The sequence below is a fragment of the Sulfuricurvum sp. genome (assembly GCF_049587615.1).
Lineage (GTDB): Bacteria > Campylobacterota > Campylobacteria > Campylobacterales > Sulfurimonadaceae > Sulfuricurvum.
The window spans coordinates 132148-158298 of the sequence record NZ_JBAVEF010000053.1 but is presented as its reverse complement, the minus strand read 5'-3'; the positions used below and the strand labels follow the sequence as shown (position 1 = coordinate 158298).

Here is a 26151-nt window from a genome sequence, read left to right as displayed (position 1 = left end):
GCAGAGTCTCTAGCGATTATTGTTGTGCTGTCGCCTACATTGCTATTCACCCAAATAATGTTCACTAATAGACGCGCGATTATGTTTCATTTCCCAGCTAACTGCTTGAAGACTTTGCTCATATGTGTAACTGGCACGAGCATATTCTATCATACGACGCTTCGCAAAATTCCATCTAAATGCATGGGATGATTCTGGCGGAATACCTAATTTTTGACAGGTTTTTCGAATGTCTGTAGAATATTTTTGACGATCAATTTTGAAGTGTTTGTGAATAGAAATATGTTCTTGAAGTTCTGCATAAATTTCATGAGAAATTAATATGTCTGATCCCTTCCCTCCTTTTTCTTTAGTAAAAATAGCTGCTTTGTTTGTAGAGGTGATTGGATCAAATTGAAAACCTTGCAACTGGTCAATTTTTATTAAGCTTACCCCTTCGAGTCTACAGCCTCCACTTAGTTGAATTTTTGCAGCTAAACGATGTAAAGGTTTGGATAGTGATTCGATCAAAAGTTCAGGATTTTCATAAGCGCGGTTGTGATAATTATCGGCTACTAAATCCAAATTTCTTGACTCGTTTAAGATGAATTGTCGTACTGAAAAATCGTATTCTTTTGCTGCGCCATATTTGTTTTGAGTATAAAATTTTAATGCTCTTTCTAAGGCACCTAAAGATGCTGATATTTTTTCTAAGTATTGCTTACTTGGATGATAACTTACCTTGTAATCCATATAGGAACCGACCATATCGCCTGTTATTATTTCAGGGTCTTTGACTAACCAATGTTCGCGTAAATAATGAAAAAAATTCTCCCAAACGTCGCGATAAGTTTTAGCCGTCCCATACGATGCAATCTTCTGAAAGTTTGGATGATTCGGATCGATACGTTCGGTCTTTTTTGCACCTTGAACTAGTAGAATTTTTATGAGTTCCGCTGATTGGTAATAAACACTTCCGCGCATATAACTTCCTCAATTTTAAAAAAATATAGTGATCGGATTAAGCCGCCGTCCGGCAAATGTGGATGAAAAGATTCCACTGAGTTAAGTCGATCTACGTTTTTGACGAGTTGCGCTGAACCTCGGCTCTTTTGATTACGATGGTGTGATTTCCCCGTAGGTAGATCTGAGCTCCACCGATTTTTCACATGTATATGTATAAAAACAAAAGATTATCGATGATTTTAAATTTAGGAGGTGAAATTTTTTTGAGGGCATATTTGCGACGTTTTCTACGGTTTCTATTTTTGCAGGTAAAGAGCTGAAAACCCCCGTAAAACGGGGTATATAGTATGCTGAAAATCTCTTTCGAGAAAACACTTCAAAAAACAAAATGAAAACATGCAAGAAAATGATTTCAAAACTATCTTACGCATGTTTTTTTGTTTTTTTTTCAAGAATTTGATATCTTTGTAGAAGTTTTTGAGCATTTTCTGTAGAAAAAATATACTTTTCATACAGCTTTTTTGAATCACTATCGGCGTAAACTCTACAAATATAATCGTGCAATTGTCCAAACATCTGAATCTCAGAATCTTTTATTTTTGACATGTCATGATTGCTATTTCTTGCCATTGAAAAAATATTATTTGTATCGGATAAACAGGAGGTGTCCCGAGCTTTTAATGCTTGATTCCAGTCCATAATCATTCCTACGATGTCCAATTCTTGCAAATAAATTGGCTTAACCGTATTAGGAAAAGTGCACTTCAAACCTCTAAAGGTTTTATCATTTTCAGTCTTTTCTACTATCTGATAATAATCAGTCGGATACTCTTTTTTCATTCGTCCTTGAGTATAATAATCCAGCCCGGATTTTATTTTATGTACCTGTGCTAAATTTTCCGAACAAAAAATGTCAGTGAGCTCTATCATCTCATTAATGATAAAACTATTGCCACGCATATCGTCAAGAGAAGCGATATGTAGTATCGTTTTTCCACTCTCGCCAAGAGGGTAGGAGTGCCATTTGAAAAGTGGTTTTTGAAGTCGCCAAAGTATTTTTATCGCATCCATTTATTTCTCCTGTTTTGTTTCATGTTTTAATTCAAGTTCGTGCCACAATTTTTGAATTGTGGAAGGTGCAAGTTTCTCTAATTGCAACTCTTTTTTTACAATCATGGCTAGCTTTTTATATGACAATGGTTTGTTGCTTTTTTTGACAGGAGTGTTGCGTAGTGACACTATCAAAGGCCATTTCTGAATAAGTTTTGAACGCACTGATTCTTGGTCGGTATGGTTATCAAAGAAGCGTCGTATTTTCATCTCTGAGAGTTTTTCAATCTCTTCCAAACTCATCTCTCCAAAGTTCTTTCGACGTATTGAATCACGATCATTCATGAGTGATCTTATTGCTTTTGTTAGAGCGATGTATGACAGTTCTTGAAGTGATAGCTGATCAACATTTGTTGATCGAAGTTTGTGAATCAATCTTCCATGTCTTTCCATGATTTCTATTTGATCCGCTATTGGACATCGTGCGTAAAACAGATACGTCTGTTTCAACTCTTCGTTTGATAATTTGAGATGTTTTATCATCTTTTACTCACTTCATGGTCTTTTAAAACTTGAAGAAGAATAGTATTTTGAACATCCATATTTTTTCCATCTTCAAAAAAAACACGACACATTGTCTCTCCTTTTACTACGTAATCAATTGTTCTGTGAACACCTTGTACGCTCACACCAAGCCCAATCAAACAATTCGCATCAAAATCAATAGTTATTGGATTCTGAAGTTGTTTTGTAAAATGATCATTCATGAAATCATCCCAGTTTTCTAGGGTTCGTTTATGCCCATTTTGTAGGCGCGAGAAAATAGTTTTTTTCCATAATCTTTCCGATTTTTTGGGAGTTAAACCATCCAATTTCAGCCATTTAATGAATTCATCAAAAAGTTCATTTTTAACATCCATTCTTCTTCCTCTTCTTTATTACTATCTATATTGTGTTAACTTTTTAAACAGTAAAAAATGTACTGTTATACAAGGTGTATAATTTCTTTACACCCTATGTTTCTTCAATTCGAACATTACAAAATGCTCGTACCATAACTGTGTAGTTCGTAAATAGTCAGTTTCAAGATTAATCTCAATCAAACCTTTTTTTTGGAGTTTTTTGACTATATTAATAACAGTCAATCTGCTTATTCCAAAAAATTTACCCAATGTTTCTCTGGATGCATAGCACCAACCAAATACAGCCCCATTTGGATTATGTGATAAGTGATATATGGCATCACATACACAATAGTCATTATTCGAAAGTTCAAATCGAATCCTCGGATCATGCTGAATCGTTGTAAATCCAAGCTTGACCTTTTTATCGTCACCATTTTTCATGCTGTTTGAATATTTGACTGCACAATAAATTCAGCTACCGCATCTATTGGATAGCGTATCTTTCCATTTTTCCCTGACTGACCATCTTTTTGATATTGGACTCCAACGCCATTTTGCTTCATTCGATCAAGTGAGGCAGTTGAGATATTAAGCACTTCAGCAACCTGCTCTCTTGTTAACAGTAGACTCCCATATTTTTGAAAAAGTAGCTGAATCAACTCTCTTTTACGTTCCATATTTAGCATGACATTTCCTCTTATTTGATATTCGAAGCGCTTCTTGTCGTTATTATTACTGGAAGAAATATTCATGTAAAGAGCCCATAAACTGGTATTTATGGAACCATATGGAACTATTTGGAATCATATGGAATAAGAAATATGTTAAAGATAGAAATTGAAAAATCGAAATATTGTTACTTTACGAAACATTTGTATAAATTTCTATACTTGTGCTAAAATTTCATTATCATCTAAATGGGATAGATGCGCTCTTGAGTGGATAAACCATAAGCAGAAAAAAATATGCATATTTACCAAATGCGTATTAAAGAAAGAACAATTTTATACTTGACATGAGCAGAAGTTTCCCATTTTAGGTAATCCGCTTTGTTGATAATATTCGACGTAAATGTCATCAATAATATTTGTTATAACAATAGATAAGTAGACGATTCATTCTTTTGTATTTCAGGGGAATGCATACGCTCTCTAAGCAAGATCTCTTGCTTAGATTTATTCGCAATAATTTTTACTGAATGATTTCGTTTAAAAAATTATTGCTAACCTAAAAAGTTGCGACAATGTGTTCAGCAACTGAATAACAATACAATAAATTGTATATTCTACCTGTTGAGAGCAATGCTTTCCGGGAAGCAATGCGATTCTATTTGCAAGAATGTACACATAAATACAAATTTTCAAAATACCTATGTATCGCTAGGTATAAATTATTTTGCAGTGTTTTTTTGAACAAAAAAAATGCACAAATTGAGAAAAAAAATGCTGGTCGTCCTCAAAAAAAACTTAAAGATAAAGTAGATAAATGCTTTTCAATTTCAGGAATAAATTTTTCTGGAAAAGATACATTAACCCGTAATGAAGTAATGATCTATCTTGATTGTGGACACGAATGGCTAAACCAGCAATACAAAGAAGGAGGTTTATTTATGCAATACCCAAAATGCTTTTATAAAGATAAACGCCGCGTTTTTTTTCTCAAAAATGAAATAGACAAAGCAATAAAAAGCTTAGCTTATTCAAAAGCTAAGTAATTTTTTATCATCCACTCATTCTTGCTCTATTTGAGCAAGAAAATTCTTTCTATAATTCACAATATTTCAACAATAATACAGCGTATGACAGAGAACCAACATGGAAGGTAATTTTAGTATTTTAAGTTTTTATTAATATAGATAATATGTTTTTATCATATTATTTGTTAACTATTTAACTGAATATTATAGAAATACGCAATCTTCTAACAAACACCATCTTTACTTATGACACACTAAGTAGTGTACAAGAGAATCATATTAAAAAATTTCAATATCACCATACAATTAAGTCATATTTGATTAAATATTAAATAAATAGTACAATATTAATCATATTTGATTAGAGGTTTCACCATGGACAGCTTCGAGCTTCATTCTTCCATAGAAATAGCGCATGAAATAGGTCGCAGAGCTAAAGCATTACGAAAAGCTACCAAAATGACCCAAAAAGAGTTTGCCGAATTTTCCGGTATACCCTTCGGAACCTATATGCGATTCGAACAAAGTGGAGAGATCTCGTTTCAAAATTTTATCATTATCATGCAAAGACTCGGACGCATCGAAGAACTTGAATCGATTCTTTTGCCTAGAAAGGCGATTAAATGGTAAATGATACACTTATAGTCAAAGCATGGGGTGAAACCGTAGCCAAAATTATCGAGAACGATAAGGGAACCTATGATTTCATCATGAATCCTACGAATACGCTTCCGTTCTCTCCGATTAAAATCACGAAGATGGGTGAACCGTATAATTTTTCTCATCTTGAGCACCAATACGGCCTACCTGGACTTATCAGTGACAGCTTACCGGGAAAATATGGGAACACTTTTTTGGAAGAGTTTTTTATCCGTCATTTTAAAAAGAGTCCGACAACTATTGAAAAATTACAAATTCTTGGCAGCAATACGATGGGAGCACTAACTTACGAGCCAGAAAAATTGCATGAGCGCTCCAAAAATACTCAAGCTATTTTTCAGATGGCAGAACTCTACGAAGAGACCAAAAAAGCACTCTTCGGTGAAAGTGAATTTGAGCTTGAAAAAATCATCGCCCTATCCAACTCGGCAGCCGGCGGTGCTCAACCCAAAGCGATCGTCGGATTGAATCCAAATCAAAAAAACATGTATGTCGGCAAAAAAAGTGACCCATTACCTAATGGATTCGTCCACGCGATCGTAAAATTTGATAATTTACTCTATACCCGTGAAGCGCAATCTAAAACGTTTTACGATGAACTTAATCTTTCGAAAACGGTAACGGAATATATATACGCCATCCTCGCGCGCAAATGCGGAATCACAATCTCTGATACCTACCTGATCGAAGACGGCAATGGCGGTATCCATTTTGCTGTAGAGAGATTCGACATTCTGAAACAAAATGACAATGTAGAACGATTGCATATGCATTCCCTCTCAGGGCTCATGCATCATAATCCCGCTGAAACGACATTTGATTATAGCAATCTTTTCCGAGTCGGATTGAAACTCAACATTCCCCATTCAGATATGGAAAATATGTATCGTATCATGATCTTTAACATTGTTTTCGCCAATAGAGATGATCATTCAAAAAACTTTTCGTATCTCATGGATAACAACGGTACATGGAGAGCGGCACCGGCCTATGATCTGACATTTGCCCCATCGGCAAAACATCAGATGCTGTTCGATTATAAACCAGTGAGTGAAATCAACCGCAAACATTTGATTAAAATCGCCGATGAGTTCAATATTCGAAATGCGGGTGACATTATCGATCAAACCATTGCTGTAAAAAATAATGATTTACCTCTTTTGAGTGCTGAATATCGAATTACATCTATATGGCATGAACGTATATTAACATTGACGAAAAGTGTCGATAAATCGATCAGTATATAAAATAATTAGTGGTAAGCATTTTAAAATTCTTTTAGTATCTAGACTACACAAGTCACTGTATTACTCTCAATTTTCGAACAAACAAATAGATATGGTGTAACATAGGTGTAACAAGAAGAATTTCTATTTACTAGAAGAAGCTTTAAAGTTCGTATTTTAGGGGATTTTTTGAATAAAAAAGTGGTACCAGTGGGCGGACTCGAACCGCCACGACTCGCGCCACCGGATTTTGAATCCGGCGTGTCTACCATTTCACCACACTGGCATGTCTTGTGAAGAGGTGGAATTATAGGGATACTTAGCTTAAAAATACGTAAAAGTGCTTTTACTCATGATTTTTTGATTTTTGCCGATATTAGAGTATGGAACTTTTCTTGCTTTATAACGCATAAGCTTACACAAAAGGATTTGAAGTGAGAGTTACTTCAGGATCGTATTACAATAATATTTATGGCGAAAACAACAAATTAAATAAACAGTTATTTGATGTCAACAAACAAATTGCATCCGGGATGAAAATCCAATACGCTCATGAAGATCCAAGTGTTTTTGTCGATACCCTTCGTTTGGACAATGAGATCACAATGCTTACACAAGTAAAAAACAGCGCGCAAAACGCCTATAAAATGTCTACCCAAACGGATACTACGATCGGTGAGCTCGTAAAAACGTTGGAATCGATGAAAGTCAAGATGATCAATGCCGCAAGCGACGCCCATTCCGATACTAGTATTCAAGCGATTGCAAAAGAGCTGCGCGGACTTCAAAATCATCTTTTTGCTCTAGCCAACACCTCAATTGGAGGGCAATATATCTTTTCAGGAACAGCGACATCCGTCAAACCGATCGGAAACGATGGAAGCTATCAAGGAAACGATAAAGATCTTCAAGCGTTTCTAGGCTCAGGCATAAAACAAAAATACAATATCAGCGGGTCACAGCTTTTTTTAGGCGAAGAAAGTAAAATTAACCGTACGGTAAGTTCCAATGTGGCGCAGATGAACTTAACCGATTTATACCCGGATATTATCCAAAATGCGGCAATGCCGCGTAGTACCTCGAAAGAGACCTACATTACGGGTTCCAATACGATACGCGATCTGATGGGGGATAACGATACCGACACGGCCAATGATGCCACGCGCCAATCATATTTTTACATTCAAGGTACCAAAAGTGACGGGGAAACTTTCAAAAGTAAAATTGCTCTGAATATGGACGCTACCGTAGATGATTTAATGCAGCAGATTGGTGATCTTTACGGCAATAATCAAGTCAATGTATCCCTTAATGCCCACGGACAAATTGAAATTGCCGATAAAAAAGCAGGGTCAAGCAAACTTGATTTTCACATGGTAGGGGCAGTTGATTTCAGCGCAGGAGGAGGTGCTAACGTAACCGATATTGACCTCTTGCAAAGCGGCAATATCGATTTTGAAACAGCAGCCGTTACAGCACCGGGCCTTTATGTCAAAGAATTTACAAAAAGCGGTTTTACCACCCCAATAAGTGTTCCCAATACGATTGAAGGAATTAATTACGATCGGACGAATTTTGAAACTGTTGGTGCGAAATTGTCCTCTAATATTTCGCAAATTGATAAAACAACTAACAGCTACGCGACGGCAAGTAGCAAACTTGTTGATGTAGCCGGTATCAGCAGCTTGAACGGTCAACGGCTTATCATCGAGGGAACAGATATCACAGGAACTGCATTCACCGCACAAATTAACTTAGCTTCGGGAGGATCGACTTTTTCGTTGAATGGCGGCACAAGCTACAGTATCTTCAACACGGATAGCACTCTGCGAAGTGCCGTGAATGCTGATGAAATGACCTATCAGCAACTTATGGATGTCGTTAACATGGCGATGAGCGGAACCCTTCCCGCTACCAATAGTGCTACCGATTATGATGCCGCCATCGCAACTTCCAATACTCTCGCGGCAACTTCCCTTGATAATACAGGACGAATGGTTTTCGAAGACAAATTGAATCCGGTAACCAATGCGGCAATCTCCCTTTACGATTCGAATTCATTCGATTACAGCAATTCCAACGGGGCGATTTTAACCTTCAATGCAAACAGTGCCATAGCCGTCCGTGATCCAAAAACAGACTTTTTCACCCAAATTGAGGAAATGATCCGATCCGTTGAAGAAGGAAAAAAACATTCTGATGGTTCAGACAACCTTGATCCTCGTAATCTCGGTATCCAGAATTCCATTCAAATGATGGATGATTTGAGTGATCACGTCAGCCGACTTCAAACGGAAGCAGGATCCTATTCTCAAGTCCTGCAACTTTCATCGGATCGGACCGATATGCTGATTCTAAGTACCAAAACGCTTCAATCGGATGTTATCGATACCGATATTGCCGAAGCAACTCTGCGTATGCAGCAACTTAATCTCAACTATCAAGCAATGCTCTCCAGTATCAGCAAAGTATCCCAACTTTCACTTGTCAATTATTTATAGCAATCTGCAATAAAAGGGGTTTCTCTCCCCTTTTTTGCTATAATCTACCTCCTTTTCAACCTGATTTCAAGGATTTACTATTTTACGCGATACACTCTTTATTGCCGTTTTCGGTATTTTATTTTATTTAGGAATCGCCACGATCATTGGTGATGCAGCAATAATCGGTGCTTACGGGGCATCTTTCGCACAGACAAATGTCCAGGTATTCGGCTATGTTTCCTACATCTATCTACTGCTTCTGATGGTTCCGCTGTTTTATTGGTATAAATTTGAGGGGGAGATACATCGCCGTTTCGAAATGGCCGGTGTTTTCAGTCTGCTGTTTTTTTCACTCCTCTTTTTTCAGGCCATAGTCGTAGAGGGGATCTACCGAGGGGCCTTCGGTGGAGTAATCGTTGATTTTTTATCCGTCTATATCGGCACATTCGGATTGTGGATATTATGGCTGATGATGGTAGCCGTATCTGTCATATTGGTGATGGAGCAAAGCTTGTCTGAGCTTGCCAAACCGGTCAACGAGTACATGAAAAAACCGTTAACTGCTCCAAAACCGGTTCAAACTACACCACCGTCCCCTATGATTAAAACACTCCCCCTTGAGGATACGTCAACTCTCAGCAAAACAAATCTCTACGAAGAGCCTTTTTCGCTGTATGAAGAGGAATCTTTACCTGCAGTGAATGAAACTTCCCCACTCTTTCCTGAGCCTGCTTTTGTTGAAACAGCCACTCAACCAGTTCCATTAGCTGAAGAAACCCCAATTGCTGTCACACCGATTGAGAGCGTCTCAAAAGAGTCCACGATTCTCAGTGTAGCCAAAAAAGTCAAAGAGTCCAAACAACATGCCCTTGTCGTTGATGAACTGGAAGAGAACAAAATGCTTTTGGAACAAATCGACAAAGGGGTAAGTGAAAAACCGAAAAATTTCAAACTCCCTTCTGTTGAATTTTTCCAAAATCCTCCGAAAAAACAAACCTTGGTCGATGAAGCCGAATTGGACGACAAGATTCGTGATTTGATCGAAAAATTGGGCCATTTCAACATCGACGGTGATGTGGTCCGTACCTATGCAGGACCTGTCGTTTCCACTTTTGAGTTTAAACCTGCCGCCAATATCAAGGTTTCTAAAATTTTAGGCCTCCAAGATGACCTTGCTATGGCACTGAAAGCCCAAACGATACGTATACAAGCTCCCATTCCTGGTAAAGACGTTGTCGGGATTGAGATTCCGAATAAAACCGTGGAAACGATCTATCTTCGTGAAATGCTGGAGAGCAAGCTTTTCCAAGAGGCGGCCTCCCCCCTCACTCTCATTTTAGGTAAAGATATCGTCGGAAAACCTTTTATTACCGATCTCAAAAAGCTCCCTCACCTCCTCATTGCTGGGACAACGGGAAGCGGGAAAAGTGTCGGTATCAACTCGATGATTTTGAGTTTGCTCTATAAAAACTCCCCAGATCAACTCAAACTGCTGATGATCGACCCGAAAATGTTGGAATTTTCTATCTACAATGATATTCCTCATTTGCTCACTCCGGTTATCACCAAACCCAAAGAAGCGATTTCTGCACTCAATAACATGGTCTATGAGATGGAACGGCGCTATCAGCTGATGTCTGAAACTCGTACTAAAAACATCGAAAACTATAATGACAAAGCAAAAGTGGAAAAACGCGATCCGCTCCCGTATATTGTTGTCATTATCGATGAGTTAGCCGATTTGATGATGACAAGCGGCAAGGATGTCGAGTATTCGATTGCCCGTTTAGCACAAATGGCACGTGCGAGTGGTATCCACCTCATTGTTGCGACCCAGCGCCCGAGTGTTGATGTCGTAACGGGTCTCATCAAAGCCAACCTACCATCACGTATCAGCTATAAAGTAGGACAAAAAATCGACAGTAAAATCATTCTTGACGGAATGGGGGCAGAGTCGCTTCTCGGACGTGGGGATATGCTCTTTACCCCTCCGGGGATGAGCGGTCTTGTACGGTTGCATGCGCCATGGAGTACCGAAGTTGAGATCGAAAAAGTGGTCGATTTTCTCAAAGCGCAACGTGAACCCGAATACGACCGCAAATTTTTACGGGATAAAGAAGATATTCCGAAATCTGAGGGAGGGAACGGAAATGATGAAGAGACTGATGAACTCTATGAGGAAGCTAAAAACATCATCCTAAGTGAGCAAAAAACTTCCATCAGCTATTTACAGCGACGACTTCAAATCGGTTATAACCGTTCAGCCCGTCTGATCGAACAACTCGAAAACAATGGCATCCTCTCCGCCCCCAATGCCAAAGGCAATCGCGACATCATCGCAAATGATCCTTTTTAATTCTCCCTTTCGGAGGATTCATCCCCTGTAGATCAATCTGTAACTTTTTCTCTCATTCTTTTATTTACTCACCACCTGATTATTAATCATGATTTTTAAACATGTTACCTTTATACTCATATTTTCACAAAACAAACAAAAGAATTGAGTAGAATAGTAACATTGAAATAAAACTGATTTTTACTTCTGATATAATCATTCAAAATTAACAGGCACAGGAGTCACTATGGCTTTTATGGACGAATACAAAGCACACGTAGCGGAACGCGCAGCACAAGGAATTCCCCCATTCCCACTTACCAAAGAACAAGTTACTTCTCTTGTTGAACTCATCACAGCAGAGAGTTCTAAAAATGATGAACTGGTCACTATGTTGGCAGAACGTGTTAATCCGGGTGTTGATGACGGTGCCCACGTTAAAGCGGCATTTTTGCACCAAGTCGTCCAAGGGGAAGTAAAAGCATTCTTGGCTGACAACAGTGATATTAACAGTGACGATCACAAAAAAGCGGCAATCAAAATTCTCGGTAAAATGGTAGGAGGTTACAATGTTAAACCTCTTATCGATGCTCTAAGCAACGATGCTATCGCCAACGAAGCGGCGCATGAGCTCAAACATACCCTTTTGGTATACGATGCGTTTAATGACATCGTTGAGCTTTCAAAAACCAACAGCTATGCAAAAGAAGTTCTCCAATCATGGGCAGATGCAGAGTGGTTTACAAGCAAAAAAACGTTGGCTGAAAAATTCAGTGTTGTTGTTTTCAAATTCCCGGGTGAAACCAATACCGATGATCTCTCTCCTGCGAGCGCGGCATTTACCCGCTCTGATATCCCGCTTCATGCAACAACGATGCTTAGCGCCAAAATGCCTGAAGGTATCGCTAAAATCGCTGAACTCAAAGAAAAAGGGATGCAAATCGCTTATGTCGGTGACGTTGTCGGAACAGGTTCTAGCCGTAAATCAGCTGCAAACTCCGTTCAATGGCACATGGGTGATGATATTCCGGGGATCCCGAACAAACGTACGGGCGGAGTAGTTATCGGTAGCATCATTGCTCCAATCTTCTTTGCAACCTGTGAAGACTCCGGTGCACTCCCTATCGAAGCCGATGTATCACAAATGGAAACCGGTGATGTATTGGACATCGATACCAAAGCCGGAACCATCACTAAAAACGGTGCTGTAATCGCTAACTTTAGCCTTCGCCCGAACACGATCGAAGACGAAGTACGTGCAGGTGGGCGTATCCCGCTTATCATCGGTCGCGGATTGACAGCTAAAGCACGTACTGCTTTGGGTATGGCACCTGCTACGATCTTCGCAACGCCGATCCAACCGGCTGATACCGGCAAAGGGTATACTCTCGCGCAAAAAATGGTAGGTAAGGCATGTGGCATGAAGGGTGTTCGCCCTGGTATGTACTGTGAGCCGATCACAAGCACGGTAGGAAGCCAAGATACTACTGGACCAATGACACGTGATGAGATTAAAGAACTTTCTGCTCTTGGATTTTCGGCTGATTTCGTTCTTCAGTCGTTCTGCCATACCGCGGCCTATCCAAAACCGTCCGACGTGAAATTGCACGCAACGCTTCCGGCATTCATCAGCTCACGCAGCGGTGTTGCTCTTCGCCCGGCAGATGGTGTTATCCACTCATGGTTGAACCGTATGGTTCTCCCTGATACTGTAGGTACAGGTGGCGATAGCCATACTCGTTTCCCGATCGGTGTGAGTTTCCCTGCAGGTTCAGGACTCGTAGCGTTCGCAGGTGTTACAGGTGCTATGCCGTTAGAGATGCCGGAATCGGTTTTGGTACGCTTCAAAGGTGAAATGCAACCGGGTATCACGCTTCGTGACTTGGTTAATGCGATCCCTTACTATGCAATCAAGGCAGGTCTTTTGACTGTTGAGAAGAAGGGCAAGAAAAACATCTTCAACGGACGTGTTTTAGAGATCGAAGGTCTTCCGAACATGAAAGTGGAACAAGCGTTTGAACTTTCCGATGCATCGGCTGAGCGTTCAGCGGCGGCATGTACCGTTCGTTTGAACAAAGAGCCGGTTATCGAGTACCTAAAATCAAACGTTACCTTGATCGAAGCGATGGTTGCCGATGGTTACGAAGATGCTCGTACATTGCAACGCCGTGCTGATAAAATGAAAGAGTGGTTAGCTGCTCCAACATTGATGGAGCCGGATGCGGATGCAGAATACGCGGCAATCATCGAAATCGATCTCGCAGAAGTAACAGAGCCGATCTTGGCATGTCCAAATGATCCGGATAACGTTAAATTGCTTAGCGAAGTAGCAGGTGAGAAAATCGATGAAGTATTCCTCGGCAGTTGTATGACCAACATCGGTCACTACCGAGCAGCGGGTGAAGTAATGCGCGGCGAAGGTAAAATCGCCGTTGAGAAATTCTGGATCGTGCCACCGACCCGTATGGATGAGCAACAACTTATCAACGAAGGGTACTACGACGTTTATAAAGCAATCGAAGCACAAACGGAAGTTCCGGGATGTTCACTCTGCATGGGTAACCAAGCGAGTTCACGTGAGGGTTCAACCGTATTCTCAACTTCTACCCGTAACTTTGACAACCGTCTAGGAAAAGGGACACAAGTGTATCTCGGTTCTGCTGAACTTGCCGCGGTCTGTGCTAAACTCGGACGTATCCCGACAGTAGCGGAATACATGAGTATCGTTCCTGAAAAATTGGCCGGAAAAGCGGATGATGTTTACAAATATCTCAACTTTAACGAAATTTCAAACTATTCACTCCAAGCACGTAACGTTGCTGAAGAAAAATACGGCGTTACGATTAAAGCCGTATAAGCAACCCTCTTTTTTCCCGTCATCCTCGGACTTGATCCGGGGATCCATCTTCAAAAAAACTTTCAAATTGCTAGTAGCTGAATTCCCGCCTACGCGGGAATGACATAAGGCTATGCTATAATCCCTTATCTATATTATAAAGCGACACAATGTCCTCATTCGACACCTTAGCACTACGCATACCTCTCAAAGAGGCGTTAAAACGTCTAGAATTCACTACAATGACTTCTATTCAATCCACTGCTCTACCTATCATCTTACAAAAAAAAGATTGCATTGCCCAAGCGGCTACGGGAAGCGGAAAAACATTGGCATTCGGACTTGGAGTATTGGATCAAATCAACCAAAAAATGTTTGGTACCCAATCACTCATCCTCTGCCCTACCCGTGAACTTGCTGAACAAGTCGCCAAAGTGATCCGCTCTTTAGCTTCCGAAATCGGAAATATCAAAGTGCTCACCCTCTGCGGCGGTGTCCCGATGAAAGGTCAAATTCACTCTCTTAAACATGGTGCCCATATCATCGTCGGAACTCCTGGACGTGTTTTGAAACTCCTTCAAATGGAAGCCTTTGATCCCTCCGCGATCCAAAGCGTCGTACTCGATGAAGCCGATCAGATGATCGATATGGGATTTATCGAAGACATCACCTCTATCCTAGGCTTTACCCCCCCATCACGGCAAACACTCCTATTTTCAGCCACGTTTCCCGAATCGATTCAAACCATCACTTCCGAGTTTATGAAAGATCCGGTAATGCTACAAGCCGAACACGCGATCAGTAAACCCTTAATCGAAGAAATTGCCTATCTATGCAACGATAAACTCCCCGCCATTGCAAAAGTGCTTCACCTTCACGGTATTACCAATACCATCATTTTTTGCAATACCAAAGTCGATGCAAACGCCTTATGCGAAGATCTCAACGATATGGGCATCCACGCCTTAACCCTGCATGGGGATATGGAACAATTTGATCGCAATGAAGCCATTATCCAGTTTCGGAACTTAAGCGCTCCGATCCTTGTCGCCACCGATGTAGCCGGACGGGGAATCGATATCGAAGGACTCGATGCCATCATTAACTACGAAGTACCGATCCAAAACGAACGCTATACGCACCGCATCGGTCGGACGGGACGTGCCGGAAAAAACGGAATCGCCATCACGTTGGTCAACCATCATCAATATGAGCGTTTTCTCGATTTAAATCGTTCCGTAACCCCGATAGAGCTTCCGAGCACCAAAGATGCATCTGTACTCAAAACTTTAATGCGCACCATTTGTATCGATGCCGGAAAAAAAGAAAAACTCCGCGCGGGAGATATTGTCGGAGCCCTGATCAATGAATGCGGATTAACGAAAGAGGAGATTGGAAAAATCGATCAACTCGACCATTTGAGTTATGTTGCGATTCCTCGTAACAAAGCGGAAAATGTTTATCAAAAACTCGTAAAACGCCCGATAAAAGGGAAAACATTTAGGAAATGGCTGTTAGACTAACATAAACGGTTACTGGTATTTTTGTAATATAGAGAAGGATTTTTATGCCAAATCAAGAATTAGCGTTTGGAGATGAGGAATTTATTGTCTCCAAAACCGATTTAAACGGTAAAATCACCTATGGTAATTACCTGTTTATTAAAATGTCTGGGTACACTGAACTCGAACTCATAGATCAGCCCCATAAAATTTTACGGCATGAAGATATGCCTGCCATTATTTTTAAACTTCTTTGGAGTCGTATTAAAGCGGGCAAAGAGATTTTTGCTTACGTTAAAAACAAAACCAAAAATGGAGATTACTATTGGGTATTTGCCCATGTCACCCCCTCTTTTAACGCTAACCGTCAAATCTGCAGTTACCATTCGGTACGCCGTAAACCGACACAAAAAGCGCTGAGCGTCATCACACCATTGTACGCGACATTGCTCCAAAGAGAAAAAAGCGGCGGCGTGAGCGCTTCCGAAGCTGCATTAAACCAAATACTAAAAGACAAAGGGCAGTCATATGACGAATTTATCCTCTCTCTCTAAAGTCCAATATGCCAACATTATCTCTATCGCGCTGTTTGTCATAGCGTTGTTGGTGGAAATATTTTTATACGGATGGAGCTGGATAAAAGTTATAAATATTGCCAATTTTGCTCTGGCCTGGTTTATTTTTATCAACATACGAAAAACACAAAAAACGGTCAGTGAAGTTGCCGCCGTTATCAAAGGTGCGGAAAGCGGTAATCTTGAAAACCGTGTTACCTATATTCAAGACCATGGAGAACTCTATAATCTGTGCTGGAACACCAACAACATGCTCGATCAAACCGAAGTATTCATCCGCGAAATACGCGCCAGCGTCGAGGCGGCAAGTCGTGATGAATTCCATCGAAGAATCTTAATCCAAGGACTTCAAGGAGAGTACAAAGAGGCGAGCAACTTTGTTAATATCGCGATCGGATCAATGCAAGCCACTTATCTTCACATGCAAAAGTCGATTCTGAACAGCGCCTTGGGGAAAATCGGTTCCGGTGTCGGCGGCGGCTTGGAAGTAATTCAGCAAGATCTTCAAAACACCATACAGCGCCTTCACACCATCGCCGCCATCAGCCAGACAACGTCTGAAAAATCCTCCAACAGCGTTAATGAACTTGAAGAGATTATTGCAAAACTCAGCCGTCTTATTGAATTGGTTCAAACGTCTGCCGATGCCATCAACTCGCTTAACGAGAAAACGGGAGAGATCAGCTCCGTTGTCAATTTGATTAAAGATATTGCCGATCAAACCAATTTACTCGCACTAAATGCCGCTATCGAAGCTGCGCGTGCAGGTGAGCACGGCCGAGGATTTGCCGTCGTTGCCGATGAAGTGCGTAAACTTGCCGAGCGGACCCAAAAAGCGACCGGAGAGATCGGCATTGCCGTTCAAACGCTTCAACAAGAGACGAATGAAATTCACTCCAATTCGGAAGACATGAACGATATTGCTCAAGAATCCAGTGAAGCTATCGGCGAATTCCGTCAAACACTGCATATGTTTAATGAAGATGCCAAAAAAGCAGCAGCGCAAACCACAGCGATTGAAAACACCACCTTCATTACCCTGGCTAAGATTGACCACATCATCTTCAAATCAAACGCCTACAAAAGCATTGCTAATGGGAAATTAGAAACTGTATTTTCCGACCATCACAGCTGCCGATTAGGCAAATGGTACGATACCGGTGCAGGTAAAGAGCGTTTCTCCCATTTACCAAGTTACAAAAATATGCAACAGCCTCATGCCGCCGTCCATACCATTGTCCTTGCCAATATGAAATATATCGAAAATGAAGACCGATCTATCTATCATAAAGAGAGCATTCTCGATAGTTTTCAAGAGATGGAAAATGAAAGTCAAACCCTCTTTGCATTAATGGATTCCTTGAACAAAGAATCGGAAGAATATTTGATGAAGCAAGCTTAGGCATTCATGCCTAAGAGATTTTAGCGACTAAAATAGGTCTCTAAAATCTTTTTACCGATTTCAACGCCCGGCTGATCATACGTATTAATTTCTAAAAGTGCTCCGCTCAATGAGGTAAGTAACTCATAATAGAGTATCATTTCCCCTACCGATCTTTCATCGATTTGTTTCCATGCTATATCATCGACACTGACACCGCTTTGCAAAACACTCTGCATCGTCGCCTGACATTGTGCATTAATAAGATCGTTAAAACTTTTACCGTTTACAAAATCGCTTTTTTCCAAATAGTTGAGAGAGAGTTCCGGAATCATCAAATGCTCTTCCGAATGCTCAATATGCATAAACGTAACCGTTTTATTAAGGGGCCCCTCAATAATTAGCTGTAAAAAAGAGTGCTGATCTACCGATCCGATCAAAGAGATAGGAGTTAATCCTACCCGTTCACCCCGACGATTTCGCTTCCCAAGCGATTCACCCCAGATCTGAACGACCCATTTTCCGAATTCTTCAAACGTATCAGAATAGGCGAAGAGTACATTCATCGGATATTGATCTCTATGGATCACATAAAAAGCAGCTTTTTGAAGCATATGCTCTTCTTGGCGGTTCCAAAATCTCTCCAAAAATATTTGGGCGCCTGTGAGTATGGCTCCCGTATCAAAACCGGCCAAAGTTAGGGGGACCATCCCTACCGCGCTTAAAACCGAAAAACGGCCGCCCACATTGGCAGGAATCACAAAACGGCGGAGGTGATTTTCATCCGCAAAGCGAGAAAGGATCGAATCCTCGTCACTCACAACAAAAATCTGATCCGAGTTTTCCAACGGTAATTCGAAACTGACAATAAGGCGCTTAAAAATAGAAAGGGTCTCTACGGTCCCCCCCGATTTGGATATCACCACAAAAAGGGTCCGAAACTTGTCGATCTGCTTCATTTCGTGCATAATACTGATGGGATCGGAGTTTTCAAGATAGATGAGTTTTTTGGCGTTCGGGGTGCTGGGGCGCAAAAGTCTTTCAATCGCTTTTATTCCTAATGAAGAGCCCCCTATCCCAACGATAGCAATGGTATTAAAACGGCGGTCAATAGTATGATATATCGTTTGAAGCTCTTCAACAAGTAGTTGCGATGAAAGAGGGAGATGATAATATCCGATTTCTCCCGAAGCCGCTTCATAACGAACGGCCTCAAATCCTTTTTCCAAGGTAAAAGGATCGAGGCTCTTGGTATCGAAATAGTTCGTATACTGCAGCATTAATGGGTTCCGACAAGAACAGTCATATCGACAAGACGACTGCTGTACCCCCATTCATTGTCATACCACGCTAAAACTTTGACTGTCTTCCCATCGACAACACTCGTCATATCGGGAACATATGTTGAACTGTAGGTAGAACCGATAAAATCGCACGATACACGTTTATTGTTATCCACTTCGATAATCCCTTTAAAGTTCCCCTCCGCTGCCGTATTGAACGCGGCATGAATATCCTCTTTGGTAACCTCTTTTTTCAAATTCACCGTCAAATCGACAACCGACACATCCGGAGTCGGGACACGCATCGCATATCCGTTCAATTTACCGAGCAAGTGGGGCATAACTTTTCCGATTGCTTTAGCCGCACCGGTAGAGGTAGGGATCATATTTAAGGCCGCGGCGCGTGCACGTCGCGGATCTTTGGAATGTTTAACGTCCAAGATATTTTGGTCGTTGGTGTACGAATGAATCGTCGTCATTAATCCATTTTCAATCCCAAACGCATCATCCAACACTTTACAAATCGGTCCAAGACCGTTGGTCGTACAACTGGCGTTGGAGATAATCGCTTCACCTTGATAACGGTCTGAATTCACACCAATCACGTAGGTTGGCGAATCATCTTTCGCAGGTGCGGACATAACAACTTTTCGAACGCCGTTTTTCAAGTGTTTTTGACAGCTCTCTTGATCTAAAAAGACCCCCGTACATTCGATAACCACTTCCGCGCCCGTACTTCCGAAATCAACTTTATCGATATCGCGTTCGCGAAACATACGGATATTTTTTCCGGCAATGGCAATCGTATTTTCATCCACCACTTTCGCGTCAATACCGCGATGAACACTGTCAAATTTGAGCAAATATTCGAGCATTTCGGGTTTTGCGGTTGTATTGAGAGCAACCAACTCGATGTCACTTCGTTCAGCAATAATTTTAGCTACGATAATTCCAATTCGCCCCGTACCGTTAATCGCCACTTTGAGTGCCATAGAGACTCCTAAAAAATAAGATAATAAGACTTATTTTAACAAAAAAACTTTAAAAAGATGGTTAGTAGAAGAGAAAGAGAGCCCCTTTTACGGGGCTGGAAAGAAACTAATAGCTGTAAGTAACAGTAACGGGAATTTGCGAAAGGGAATGATCACTCTCTACACTGATCTCTTTGCCTTTAAATTTGGCAAAATTCGTATAACCGCTCAATACCTGCCGCGAACGTACGGTATTGAGCGTTTCACATCTGCGAACCGTTTGATAAGTGGGAGCGGTATTGCCGCCCGAACTGTTGGCAACATGCTGACCTGCCAGGGTTCCCAAAATAGCCCCCCCCACCGTGGCAACGGTTTTACCTCTACCGCCGCCGATCTGATGCCCAAGAACACCTCCAAGAGCTCCGCCGGCTACCGCACCGATGACATTATTGTTAACACCGCCGGAATTTACCTGCTCTTGAACCTCGTAACATTTTTCATTCGGTATCTCTTCTTGTATCGTTGAAAAAATCGGTGCCGACTTTGTCACTTTGATGTATTCTACCGTCGAAAAACTTTCACCCATAACTAAAGATCCGGTAAACAGCAATACCAGAGCGAAACGTGAACTAGAAGTCATTAACATAACTCTATCCTTTAAAATCTTTTATTTGAGCACATTCTAGATAGCTATTGTTAATCAATAGTGAATTGTTTATTTGTTGCCATATAAAAGGGCATTTATTTTCTCGTATATGTCTAGAATTTCACTTTTTTTCTCAAAAAAACTGTTTTTATTGGCAATCAAATGGGTTGTCGATTCCATAATGGTTTCGACAACCTCCAACCCGTTTTGTTTCATGGTACTGCCCGTCTCAACGACATCCACGATCATATCCGCCAAACCGACAAGCGGTGCAAGTTCAATCGACCCGTAAAGTTTGATAATATCAGCCGCAACGGCACGCTCGGCAAAATAACGCTTAGTGATATTGACCATTTTCGTCGCGACCTTGATCTCACTTTTCGTAAAATCAGGCTTTTCTCCTGCGCGCATCCCAATCGCGACACGGCATTTCCCTTTTTGCAAATCGAGTAACCGGATGACATCCAGCCCCTGCTCTTCGAGAGTGTCGAGTCCTACGACACCGATATCGGCAGCCTGATGGTAAACATAGGTCGCAACGTCTTGGTTGCGCACCAATAAAAATTTAAAGTTTTCGGTTTGAAGGATCAGTTTGCGATCGTCAAATTTAAAACTGCTTCCGAAAATCGTTTCGAAAATTTCCAGCGTATCCTCGGCAATTCGCCCTTTAGGGAGTGCGACACTTAGCATTTAACACCTTTTTCAATCAACTTTTTCATCCCTCGAAAGATTAAATCTTCCTCTACTATCGCCTCGGTCAAAAAACAAGACAACAGCCGTGCATCGCCTCCGGTTAGATAAATAGGTTTTCCGAGACTCTCGATCTTATGAATAAGCGGAGCCAAAAAACCGACCGTAAGGGCATCGGGAGTATTTTTCGCCATTATAGTCAAATCAACCTCAAAGTTAAATGACACGTCCAATGCAGGAGAGAGTCTCGCATAGGCTTCCTGCGCCGCACGAACTCCCAAAGCAATAAATCCCCCCTGGTACACACCACCGCTCATCACGTCGACCGTGATGGCGCTCCCCGCATCAACGATGACGCCCTCTTCTATCGCTTCGCATACCATAATGCGGTCAATTCCCATCGTGGGATAGTATTTCTTCCAGTCGATAAGTTCACGCAGATCATGCCAATGGGAAAACGTTTTAATACGCTCGTTAAAAACCCCGTTTACGCTCACAAAATAAATCTCACCCTGAAGGGCAGCGGGGTCAAAAAGGTCTACACTCAATTTGGTGCGATTCCCCTCACAAAACAAATCAACCGAAGTATTGCCGATGTCACAGTATATCATGCGCGTATTATAGCTGAAGTACGCCCCTCCGCCGTTTACGGATGTGCCATGGGATGATAATTCATCACCGTCTCTTGAAGATTTTGCTTTTGGACATGGGTGTAGATTTGGGTTGTCAACAGCGACGCATGCCCTAGCAGCTCTTGAACAACACGCAAATCTGCCCCGCCGAGGATAAGGGCCGTAGCATAGGAGTGGCGAAGCGCGTGGGGGGAGACACCCAAATACTTTTGGGTGATTTTAAAGGCCGAAATACGGCTGAGAGACTCACCCCGATAATTGAGCCACAGATGGGGACGGTTATGATAGGGAGAGGCTTCCTGATAAGCACGAAGCGCATTTAACGCCTCTTTAGCAATAGGAACGTAACGCTCTTTTTCCCCTTTGCCATGACGTATACGAAGCCACTCACCCTCGATATCTCTCTCTTCGACTGCGAGACATTCGCTTATCCTTACTCCCGTTGCATATAAAAATAGGAGCATCGCATAATCGCGCAATCCGATCCACTCACTCCGGTCAACCAATCCAAGACCCGATTGAATCGTTTCAAAGGACAAATATTTAGGGAGATTCTTCGGTACTTTTGAAAGAAGAAATTTTGATGACGTGTGATCAAATCGGTTACGATGGCAAAAGTCCAAAAAAGAGTTGAATGCAGAGAGTTTTCGATTTAAGGTGCGTTTGTTGCTAAGGGTTCCGAGGAGTTGAAAAACCGTGTTCGAATCGATTTCGGTGAGGTTTTTCTGAGATGAGATTTCAATATCACTCAAATCATAGCTGTAGGCCTCGATGGTTCGAGGACTAAGCGCTTTAATAACGGTGATATATTCGATAAAAGCTTCAAGCTCCTTCGACATTATTTGAGATTGATATAGCGATCGTCAAAATAAAAACGCCCGTCTCCAACAAAAATTTTATTATTTCTGTCCAAATCGATATCAAAAACATCATAGGTCAGGAGGTTTTTACTCAAGGCGATCATATATCCCTCTTGCTCGAGGGCATAAACACGGTCATTTTGAACACTGATTCCTACGAAATGGGCAAACGGAAATTTCTTTTTCGCTTTAAATTCCAACGTAGGGCTAAGGGCAATAATCTCACCTTGCTTGGTGGTTAGCCATACACCATCGGCTGTATAGGCAATGTTGCGAATCTCATACTTCTCACGTGCCTCTTTTTGAGACAAGGCCAAAACGGCACTGCCGGTCGCTGCCAGCAAATTGTTATCAATAACGTTCATATAGGTAATATTGTTAAAAAACTCATCCGTGCTTACAACAACCGAACGCAAAACCTGTTTTGTCTCCGAGTTGACAATCACAATTTTTCCATCCAGTGTTAAAAACAATACCAGCTCTTTCAAAAAATAAGGGTTGGCGATACGGGCATCCACCGCAATCGGTGCATTGGAGGGTTCTTTAAAAAGGAGTTTTTTACTCTCTAGCGAATAGAGGGCCATTTCGTTATTGGTAAATAAAACGGCTACGGTATCGTCTTGGATACTGACGGCAGCAACACCGCGCTTGAGTTCAAACGTTACTTTGGCATCGGTTCCGTCCTCCGGGAAAAGAACCAAATTCCCTTCCGGACTTTCGGTCATAATCCAGGTATCATTGGCATTAATAAGACGGTATTCCTTAGGAATTTTAATATTCTTCTCCCCCTCTTTGGTCAATAAATGGCCATTATCCAACAAAGCGGCCGAATGTGTCGAGTGAATGATCGACGCACTCACATGTCCGGCACTACGCCATTCCCCTTTGACATTTTCAGGTTTATAAACCTCTTTATGCGAGCATCCGCTAAAAAGGAGTGCCGCACCGAGGGAGAGCGTCATTGTGAAGAGTTTCATTATTTTACTCCGTAATGAGCGAGGGCTTGAGCAACTTGATACAACGGTGAATCTTCACCGATCAAAGCAATTTTTTGATGGGCTGCCGCAACATCACCTTTTTCGATGGCCGCAACGGCGAGTTCCAATAATGCTAAATCTTTATAGAGAGCACCCTGCTTTTTGGTGTACTGTTCCAGGGCTTGGAGATCCCCTTTAATCGCAGCGGCTTCATACGAAGCGATATCCGAAACACCGAATGCTTCAGCATTTTTAAGCCCTTCGAGAATTGTTACATCATTTTGCGCAATTCCACGGGAGAGTTTCCACACATCATACAATTCAGGGTTGTCGTTTTTAAGGGTTTGTTCTGCTGCTGCATCCTTGGGATTCGAAAGCAAAACATTAAATGCCGCATTTGAACTCTCTATTTTTGCAGTCGTATACGCTTGGTATCCGATAGCTCCCCCTACGGCTAACAACGAAGCAGCTATCACGGCGATTAAAGGTTTTTGATACCGCTTGACAAAACGTTCTGTACGCACGGCACTTTCAAAAAATTTCTCTTCAGAACTCAGCTCTTCTTTAAGGGCTTCCATATTCTCTTTTAGACTCAAAACGGCTCCTGTCTTTTGCTACTCATTAATGGGGCAATCATATCTCACCCTATGTTAAAGTTTAGTAAACCTCTTTTTAGGGTACAATTATTTTTATAAATTTACCACGAGTTAGGTTAACCATGCAAATTGATGAGACTCTCTTACAACGTTTAGAAAAATTATCGTATCTCCAAATTCCGCAAGAGGATCGTGCAGAGATGATATCCCAACTCAGCGAAATTGTCTCCTTTGTCGACAATCTTGCTGAACTCAATACCGATGGGGTGGATGCAACCTTTGCGATGTCGGATGCGGCGACCCCCCTTCGCCATGATCTCGGAAACGTTGATCAGGCAATCAATGATGATATTTTGGCACATGCGCCCCATTCCCAAGACCATTTTTTCATCGTTCCCAAAATCATCGAGTAAATGATGGTCCATATCTACGGAATTAAAAGTTGCGGCAGTGTCCAAAAAGCGCTCCGCTTTTTAGATACCCATGCTGTTGCCTATGCGTTCCATGATTTTAAAACGTCCCCCGTTTCACGTGAAAAAATAGAATCCTGGGCCCGACAGACCCCGCTCTCCGTCCTTTTAAATACCAAAGGGACAACCTATCGAAATTTGGCTCTTAAGAGCTATGATTTGGATGAAAACGGTAAAATAGAGTGGATGAGCAACCACAACCTCCTCATTAAGCGTCCGGTAATCGAGTATGGCGATCAGCTGATTGTAGGATATGACGAATCTCACTACGAAGGAATATTTCTCACATGAATGCAGGACTAGACATTTATAAACTCCTCAAAAGCGTCGTTGCCTACAAAGCGTCTGATCTTCATCTCGTCAGTCGTTCTGAACCGCAAATTCGTATCGATGGTCGGCTTGTTGCTCTCAATTTACCGGTTCTGAACGGACAAGATATTGAAGAGATGGGCTATTCCCTCCTCACTGAAAAACAAAAAAAAGCATTTGAAGAAAACAACGAGCTTGACTTTTCGATTGTTATTCCGGAAGTCGGCCGTTTTCGTGCCAACTACTACAAGACAATGGACGATGTGGCGTGTGCGTTTCGTATCATTCCCGTGATCATCCCCTCACTTGATGATTTGAATGCGAAAAAAATTTTTAAAGAACTCATTAAACGCGAAAAGGGGCTAATCCTCGTCACTGGTCCTACCGGCAGCGGTAAATCAACAACCTTGGCGGCAATGCTCAATGAAATCAATTTGAATGAAGCACGTCATATTATTACCGTTGAGGATCCGGTCGAGTTTGTCCATATGAACAAAAAATCGCTGTTCTCTCATCGTAACATCGGTACCGATACCAAAAGCTTCTCAGCAGCCCTCAAATATGCCTTGCGTGAAGACCCCGACGTGATTCTCATCGGGGAGATGCGAGATCGTGAAACCATCTCAGCGGCATTAACCGCTGCCGAAACGGGCCACTTGGTTTTTGGTACTTTGCACACCAACTCCGCTCCGCAAACGATCAACCGTATCATTGACGTATTCGCAGGAGATGAGCAGCCTCAGGTACGGGCACAGCTCTCTACCTCGCTTATTGCCGTCATTTCGCAAGCCCTTTTACCTAAAATCGGCGGAGGGCGTATTGCGGCGCAAGAGGTGATGATTACAAACCCTGCGATTGCGAATCTCATCCGTGAAGATAAAGTTCACCAGCTCTATTCTCAAATGCAGTTGAACCAGCAGGGGACCAATATGACAACCCAAACCCAAGAAATCGTCGAATTCTTGCGTAAAAAACTGGTCAGCAAAGATACTGCATTGCAGTATTCCAATAAACCTGATGAGCTGATTCGAATCATCGAATCGATGTAAGACTTTCCCCTCAAGGGGAAAAATCTTAAAGTTTATTTCAATACTCTCCCCTTCTCCTCTTCTTTATGAAACTT

At 41.6% G+C, this 26151-nt stretch carries 25 protein-coding genes and 1 tRNA gene; 12 read left to right on the top strand and 14 right to left on the bottom strand.

Annotated features, from left to right (window positions below):
• Positions 1-42: 42 nt before the first annotated feature.
• The 5 genes from WB308_RS10900 to WB308_RS10880 form a co-directional block, all read right to left on the bottom strand.
• Positions 43-963: a hypothetical protein gene (locus tag WB308_RS10900; protein WP_424191410.1), complete on the bottom strand. Its 921-nt coding sequence runs from the start codon at positions 961-963 to the stop codon at positions 43-45.
• Between the two features lie 405 nt (positions 964-1368).
• Positions 1369-2016, bottom strand: coding sequence for a hypothetical protein (locus tag WB308_RS10895; protein ID WP_424191408.1), 648 nt, complete (start codon positions 2014-2016; stop codon positions 1369-1371).
• On the bottom strand, positions 2017-2340 hold the full coding sequence (locus tag WB308_RS10890) for a hypothetical protein (RefSeq protein WP_424191406.1): 324 nt from the start codon (positions 2338-2340) through the stop codon (positions 2017-2019).
• A gap of 194 nt (positions 2341-2534) precedes the next feature.
• The gene (locus WB308_RS10885; RefSeq protein ID WP_424191404.1) at positions 2535-2915 is read right to left on the bottom strand and encodes a hypothetical protein; all 381 of its coding nucleotides are present in this window, start codon (positions 2913-2915) and stop codon (positions 2535-2537) included.
• A gap of 422 nt (positions 2916-3337) precedes the next feature.
• Positions 3338-3652, bottom strand: a complete 315-nt coding sequence (locus WB308_RS10880) for a hypothetical protein (protein WP_424191402.1) — start codon at positions 3650-3652, stop codon at positions 3338-3340.
• A 656-nt stretch (positions 3653-4308) separates the two neighbouring features.
• On the opposite strand from WB308_RS10880, the gene WB308_RS10875 reads away from it, so the two are divergent.
• The 3 genes from WB308_RS10875 to WB308_RS10865 all read left to right on the top strand — a co-directional run bounded on the left by WB308_RS10875 (position 4309) and on the right by WB308_RS10865 (position 6503).
• A complete protein-coding gene (locus WB308_RS10875; protein WP_424191400.1) occupies positions 4309-4614 on the top strand; it encodes a hypothetical protein in 306 nt (101 codons plus the stop codon).
• A 357-nt stretch (positions 4615-4971) separates the two neighbouring features.
• Positions 4972-5226: a helix-turn-helix domain-containing protein gene (locus tag WB308_RS10870; RefSeq protein ID WP_424191398.1), complete on the top strand. Its 255-nt coding sequence runs from the start codon at positions 4972-4974 to the stop codon at positions 5224-5226.
• Entirely contained in the window at positions 5220-6503 is a 1284-nt protein-coding gene (locus WB308_RS10865) for a type II toxin-antitoxin system HipA family toxin (RefSeq protein WP_424191396.1), read from the top strand. Before WB308_RS10870 ends, WB308_RS10865 begins: the two co-directional genes overlap by 7 nt.
• A 181-nt stretch (positions 6504-6684) precedes the next feature.
• On the opposite strand, the gene WB308_RS10860 is transcribed toward WB308_RS10865, so the two are convergent.
• Positions 6685-6768 (bottom strand) — tRNA-Leu (locus WB308_RS10860).
• Between the two features lie 148 nt (positions 6769-6916).
• On the opposite strand from WB308_RS10860, the gene WB308_RS10855 reads away from it, so the two are divergent.
• The 6 genes from WB308_RS10855 to WB308_RS10830 all read left to right on the top strand — a co-directional run bounded on the left by WB308_RS10855 (position 6917) and on the right by WB308_RS10830 (position 17615).
• Positions 6917-8983 carry a flagellar biosynthesis protein FlgL gene (locus WB308_RS10855; protein WP_424191394.1) on the top strand — a complete coding sequence of 689 codons (2067 nt, stop codon included), beginning with the start codon at positions 6917-6919 and terminating at the stop codon, positions 8981-8983.
• A gap of 79 nt (positions 8984-9062) precedes the next feature.
• Entirely contained in the window at positions 9063-11321 is a 2259-nt protein-coding gene (locus WB308_RS10850) for a DNA translocase FtsK 4TM domain-containing protein (protein ID WP_424191465.1), read from the top strand.
• Between the two features lie 226 nt (positions 11322-11547).
• A complete protein-coding gene (gene acnB, locus WB308_RS10845; RefSeq protein ID WP_424191392.1) occupies positions 11548-14157 on the top strand; it encodes a bifunctional aconitate hydratase 2/2-methylisocitrate dehydratase in 2610 nt (869 codons plus the stop codon).
• A gap of 149 nt (positions 14158-14306) precedes the next feature.
• Positions 14307-15659 carry an ATP-dependent RNA helicase DbpA gene (dbpA, locus tag WB308_RS10840; protein ID WP_424191390.1) on the top strand — a complete coding sequence of 451 codons (1353 nt, stop codon included), beginning with the start codon at positions 14307-14309 and terminating at the stop codon, positions 15657-15659.
• Positions 15660-15703: 44 nt separating this feature from the next.
• Positions 15704-16192: a PAS domain-containing protein gene (locus WB308_RS10835; RefSeq protein WP_424191388.1), complete on the top strand. Its 489-nt coding sequence runs from the start codon at positions 15704-15706 to the stop codon at positions 16190-16192.
• Positions 16167-17615: a methyl-accepting chemotaxis protein gene (locus tag WB308_RS10830; protein ID WP_424191386.1), complete on the top strand. Its 1449-nt coding sequence runs from the start codon at positions 16167-16169 to the stop codon at positions 17613-17615. Before WB308_RS10835 ends, WB308_RS10830 begins: the two co-directional genes overlap by 26 nt.
• Positions 17616-17635: 20 nt before the next feature.
• Here the strand turns inward: WB308_RS10830 and WB308_RS10825 are convergent, their stop codons facing one another.
• The 8 genes from WB308_RS10825 to WB308_RS10790 all read right to left on the bottom strand — a co-directional run bounded on the left by WB308_RS10825 (position 17636) and on the right by WB308_RS10790 (position 24249).
• Positions 17636-18874 carry a glucose-6-phosphate isomerase gene (locus WB308_RS10825; protein WP_424191384.1) on the bottom strand — a complete coding sequence of 413 codons (1239 nt, stop codon included), beginning with the start codon at positions 18872-18874 and terminating at the stop codon, positions 17636-17638.
• On the bottom strand, positions 18874-19869 hold the full coding sequence (gene gap, locus WB308_RS10820) for a type I glyceraldehyde-3-phosphate dehydrogenase (protein WP_424191382.1): 996 nt from the start codon (positions 19867-19869) through the stop codon (positions 18874-18876). Before gap ends, WB308_RS10825 begins: the two co-directional genes overlap by 1 nt.
• 106 nt (positions 19870-19975) lie before the next feature.
• Complete coding sequence (locus WB308_RS10815; protein WP_424191380.1) at positions 19976-20494, bottom strand: glycine zipper 2TM domain-containing protein; 519 nt, start codon at positions 20492-20494, stop codon at positions 19976-19978.
• 69 nt (positions 20495-20563) lie between these two features.
• Positions 20564-21184 carry an ATP phosphoribosyltransferase gene (gene hisG / locus WB308_RS10810; RefSeq protein ID WP_424191378.1) on the bottom strand — a complete coding sequence of 207 codons (621 nt, stop codon included), beginning with the start codon at positions 21182-21184 and terminating at the stop codon, positions 20564-20566.
• Positions 21178-21795 (bottom strand): type III pantothenate kinase, encoded by a 618-nt coding sequence (locus tag WB308_RS10805; protein ID WP_424191376.1) that lies wholly within the window; start codon positions 21793-21795, stop codon positions 21178-21180. The genes hisG and WB308_RS10805 overlap by 7 nt, the downstream gene beginning before the upstream one ends.
• Positions 21796-21830: 35 nt before the next feature.
• Positions 21831-22655, bottom strand: a complete 825-nt coding sequence (locus WB308_RS10800; protein WP_424191374.1) for a tyrosine-type recombinase/integrase — start codon at positions 22653-22655, stop codon at positions 21831-21833.
• Entirely contained in the window at positions 22655-23653 is a 999-nt protein-coding gene (locus WB308_RS10795; protein WP_424191372.1) for a hypothetical protein, read from the bottom strand. The genes WB308_RS10800 and WB308_RS10795 overlap by 1 nt, the downstream gene beginning before the upstream one ends.
• Positions 23653-24249 carry a hypothetical protein gene (locus WB308_RS10790; RefSeq protein WP_424191370.1) on the bottom strand — a complete coding sequence of 199 codons (597 nt, stop codon included), beginning with the start codon at positions 24247-24249 and terminating at the stop codon, positions 23653-23655. Before WB308_RS10790 ends, WB308_RS10795 begins: the two co-directional genes overlap by 1 nt.
• Positions 24250-24371: 122 nt before the next feature.
• On the opposite strand from WB308_RS10790, the gene gatC reads away from it, so the two are divergent.
• From gatC to WB308_RS10775, 3 genes are read left to right on the top strand one after another with little or no spacing between them, the layout of a single operon-like run.
• Positions 24372-24662, top strand: a complete 291-nt coding sequence (gene gatC / locus WB308_RS10785; protein ID WP_424191368.1) for an Asp-tRNA(Asn)/Glu-tRNA(Gln) amidotransferase subunit GatC — start codon at positions 24372-24374, stop codon at positions 24660-24662.
• Positions 24663-25010 carry an arsenate reductase family protein gene (locus tag WB308_RS10780; RefSeq protein ID WP_424191366.1) on the top strand — a complete coding sequence of 116 codons (348 nt, stop codon included), beginning with the start codon at positions 24663-24665 and terminating at the stop codon, positions 25008-25010.
• Entirely contained in the window at positions 25007-26077 is a 1071-nt protein-coding gene (locus tag WB308_RS10775; RefSeq protein WP_424191364.1) for a type IV pilus twitching motility protein PilT, read from the top strand. Before WB308_RS10780 ends, WB308_RS10775 begins: the two co-directional genes overlap by 4 nt.
• Positions 26078-26151: the final 74 nt, after the last annotated feature.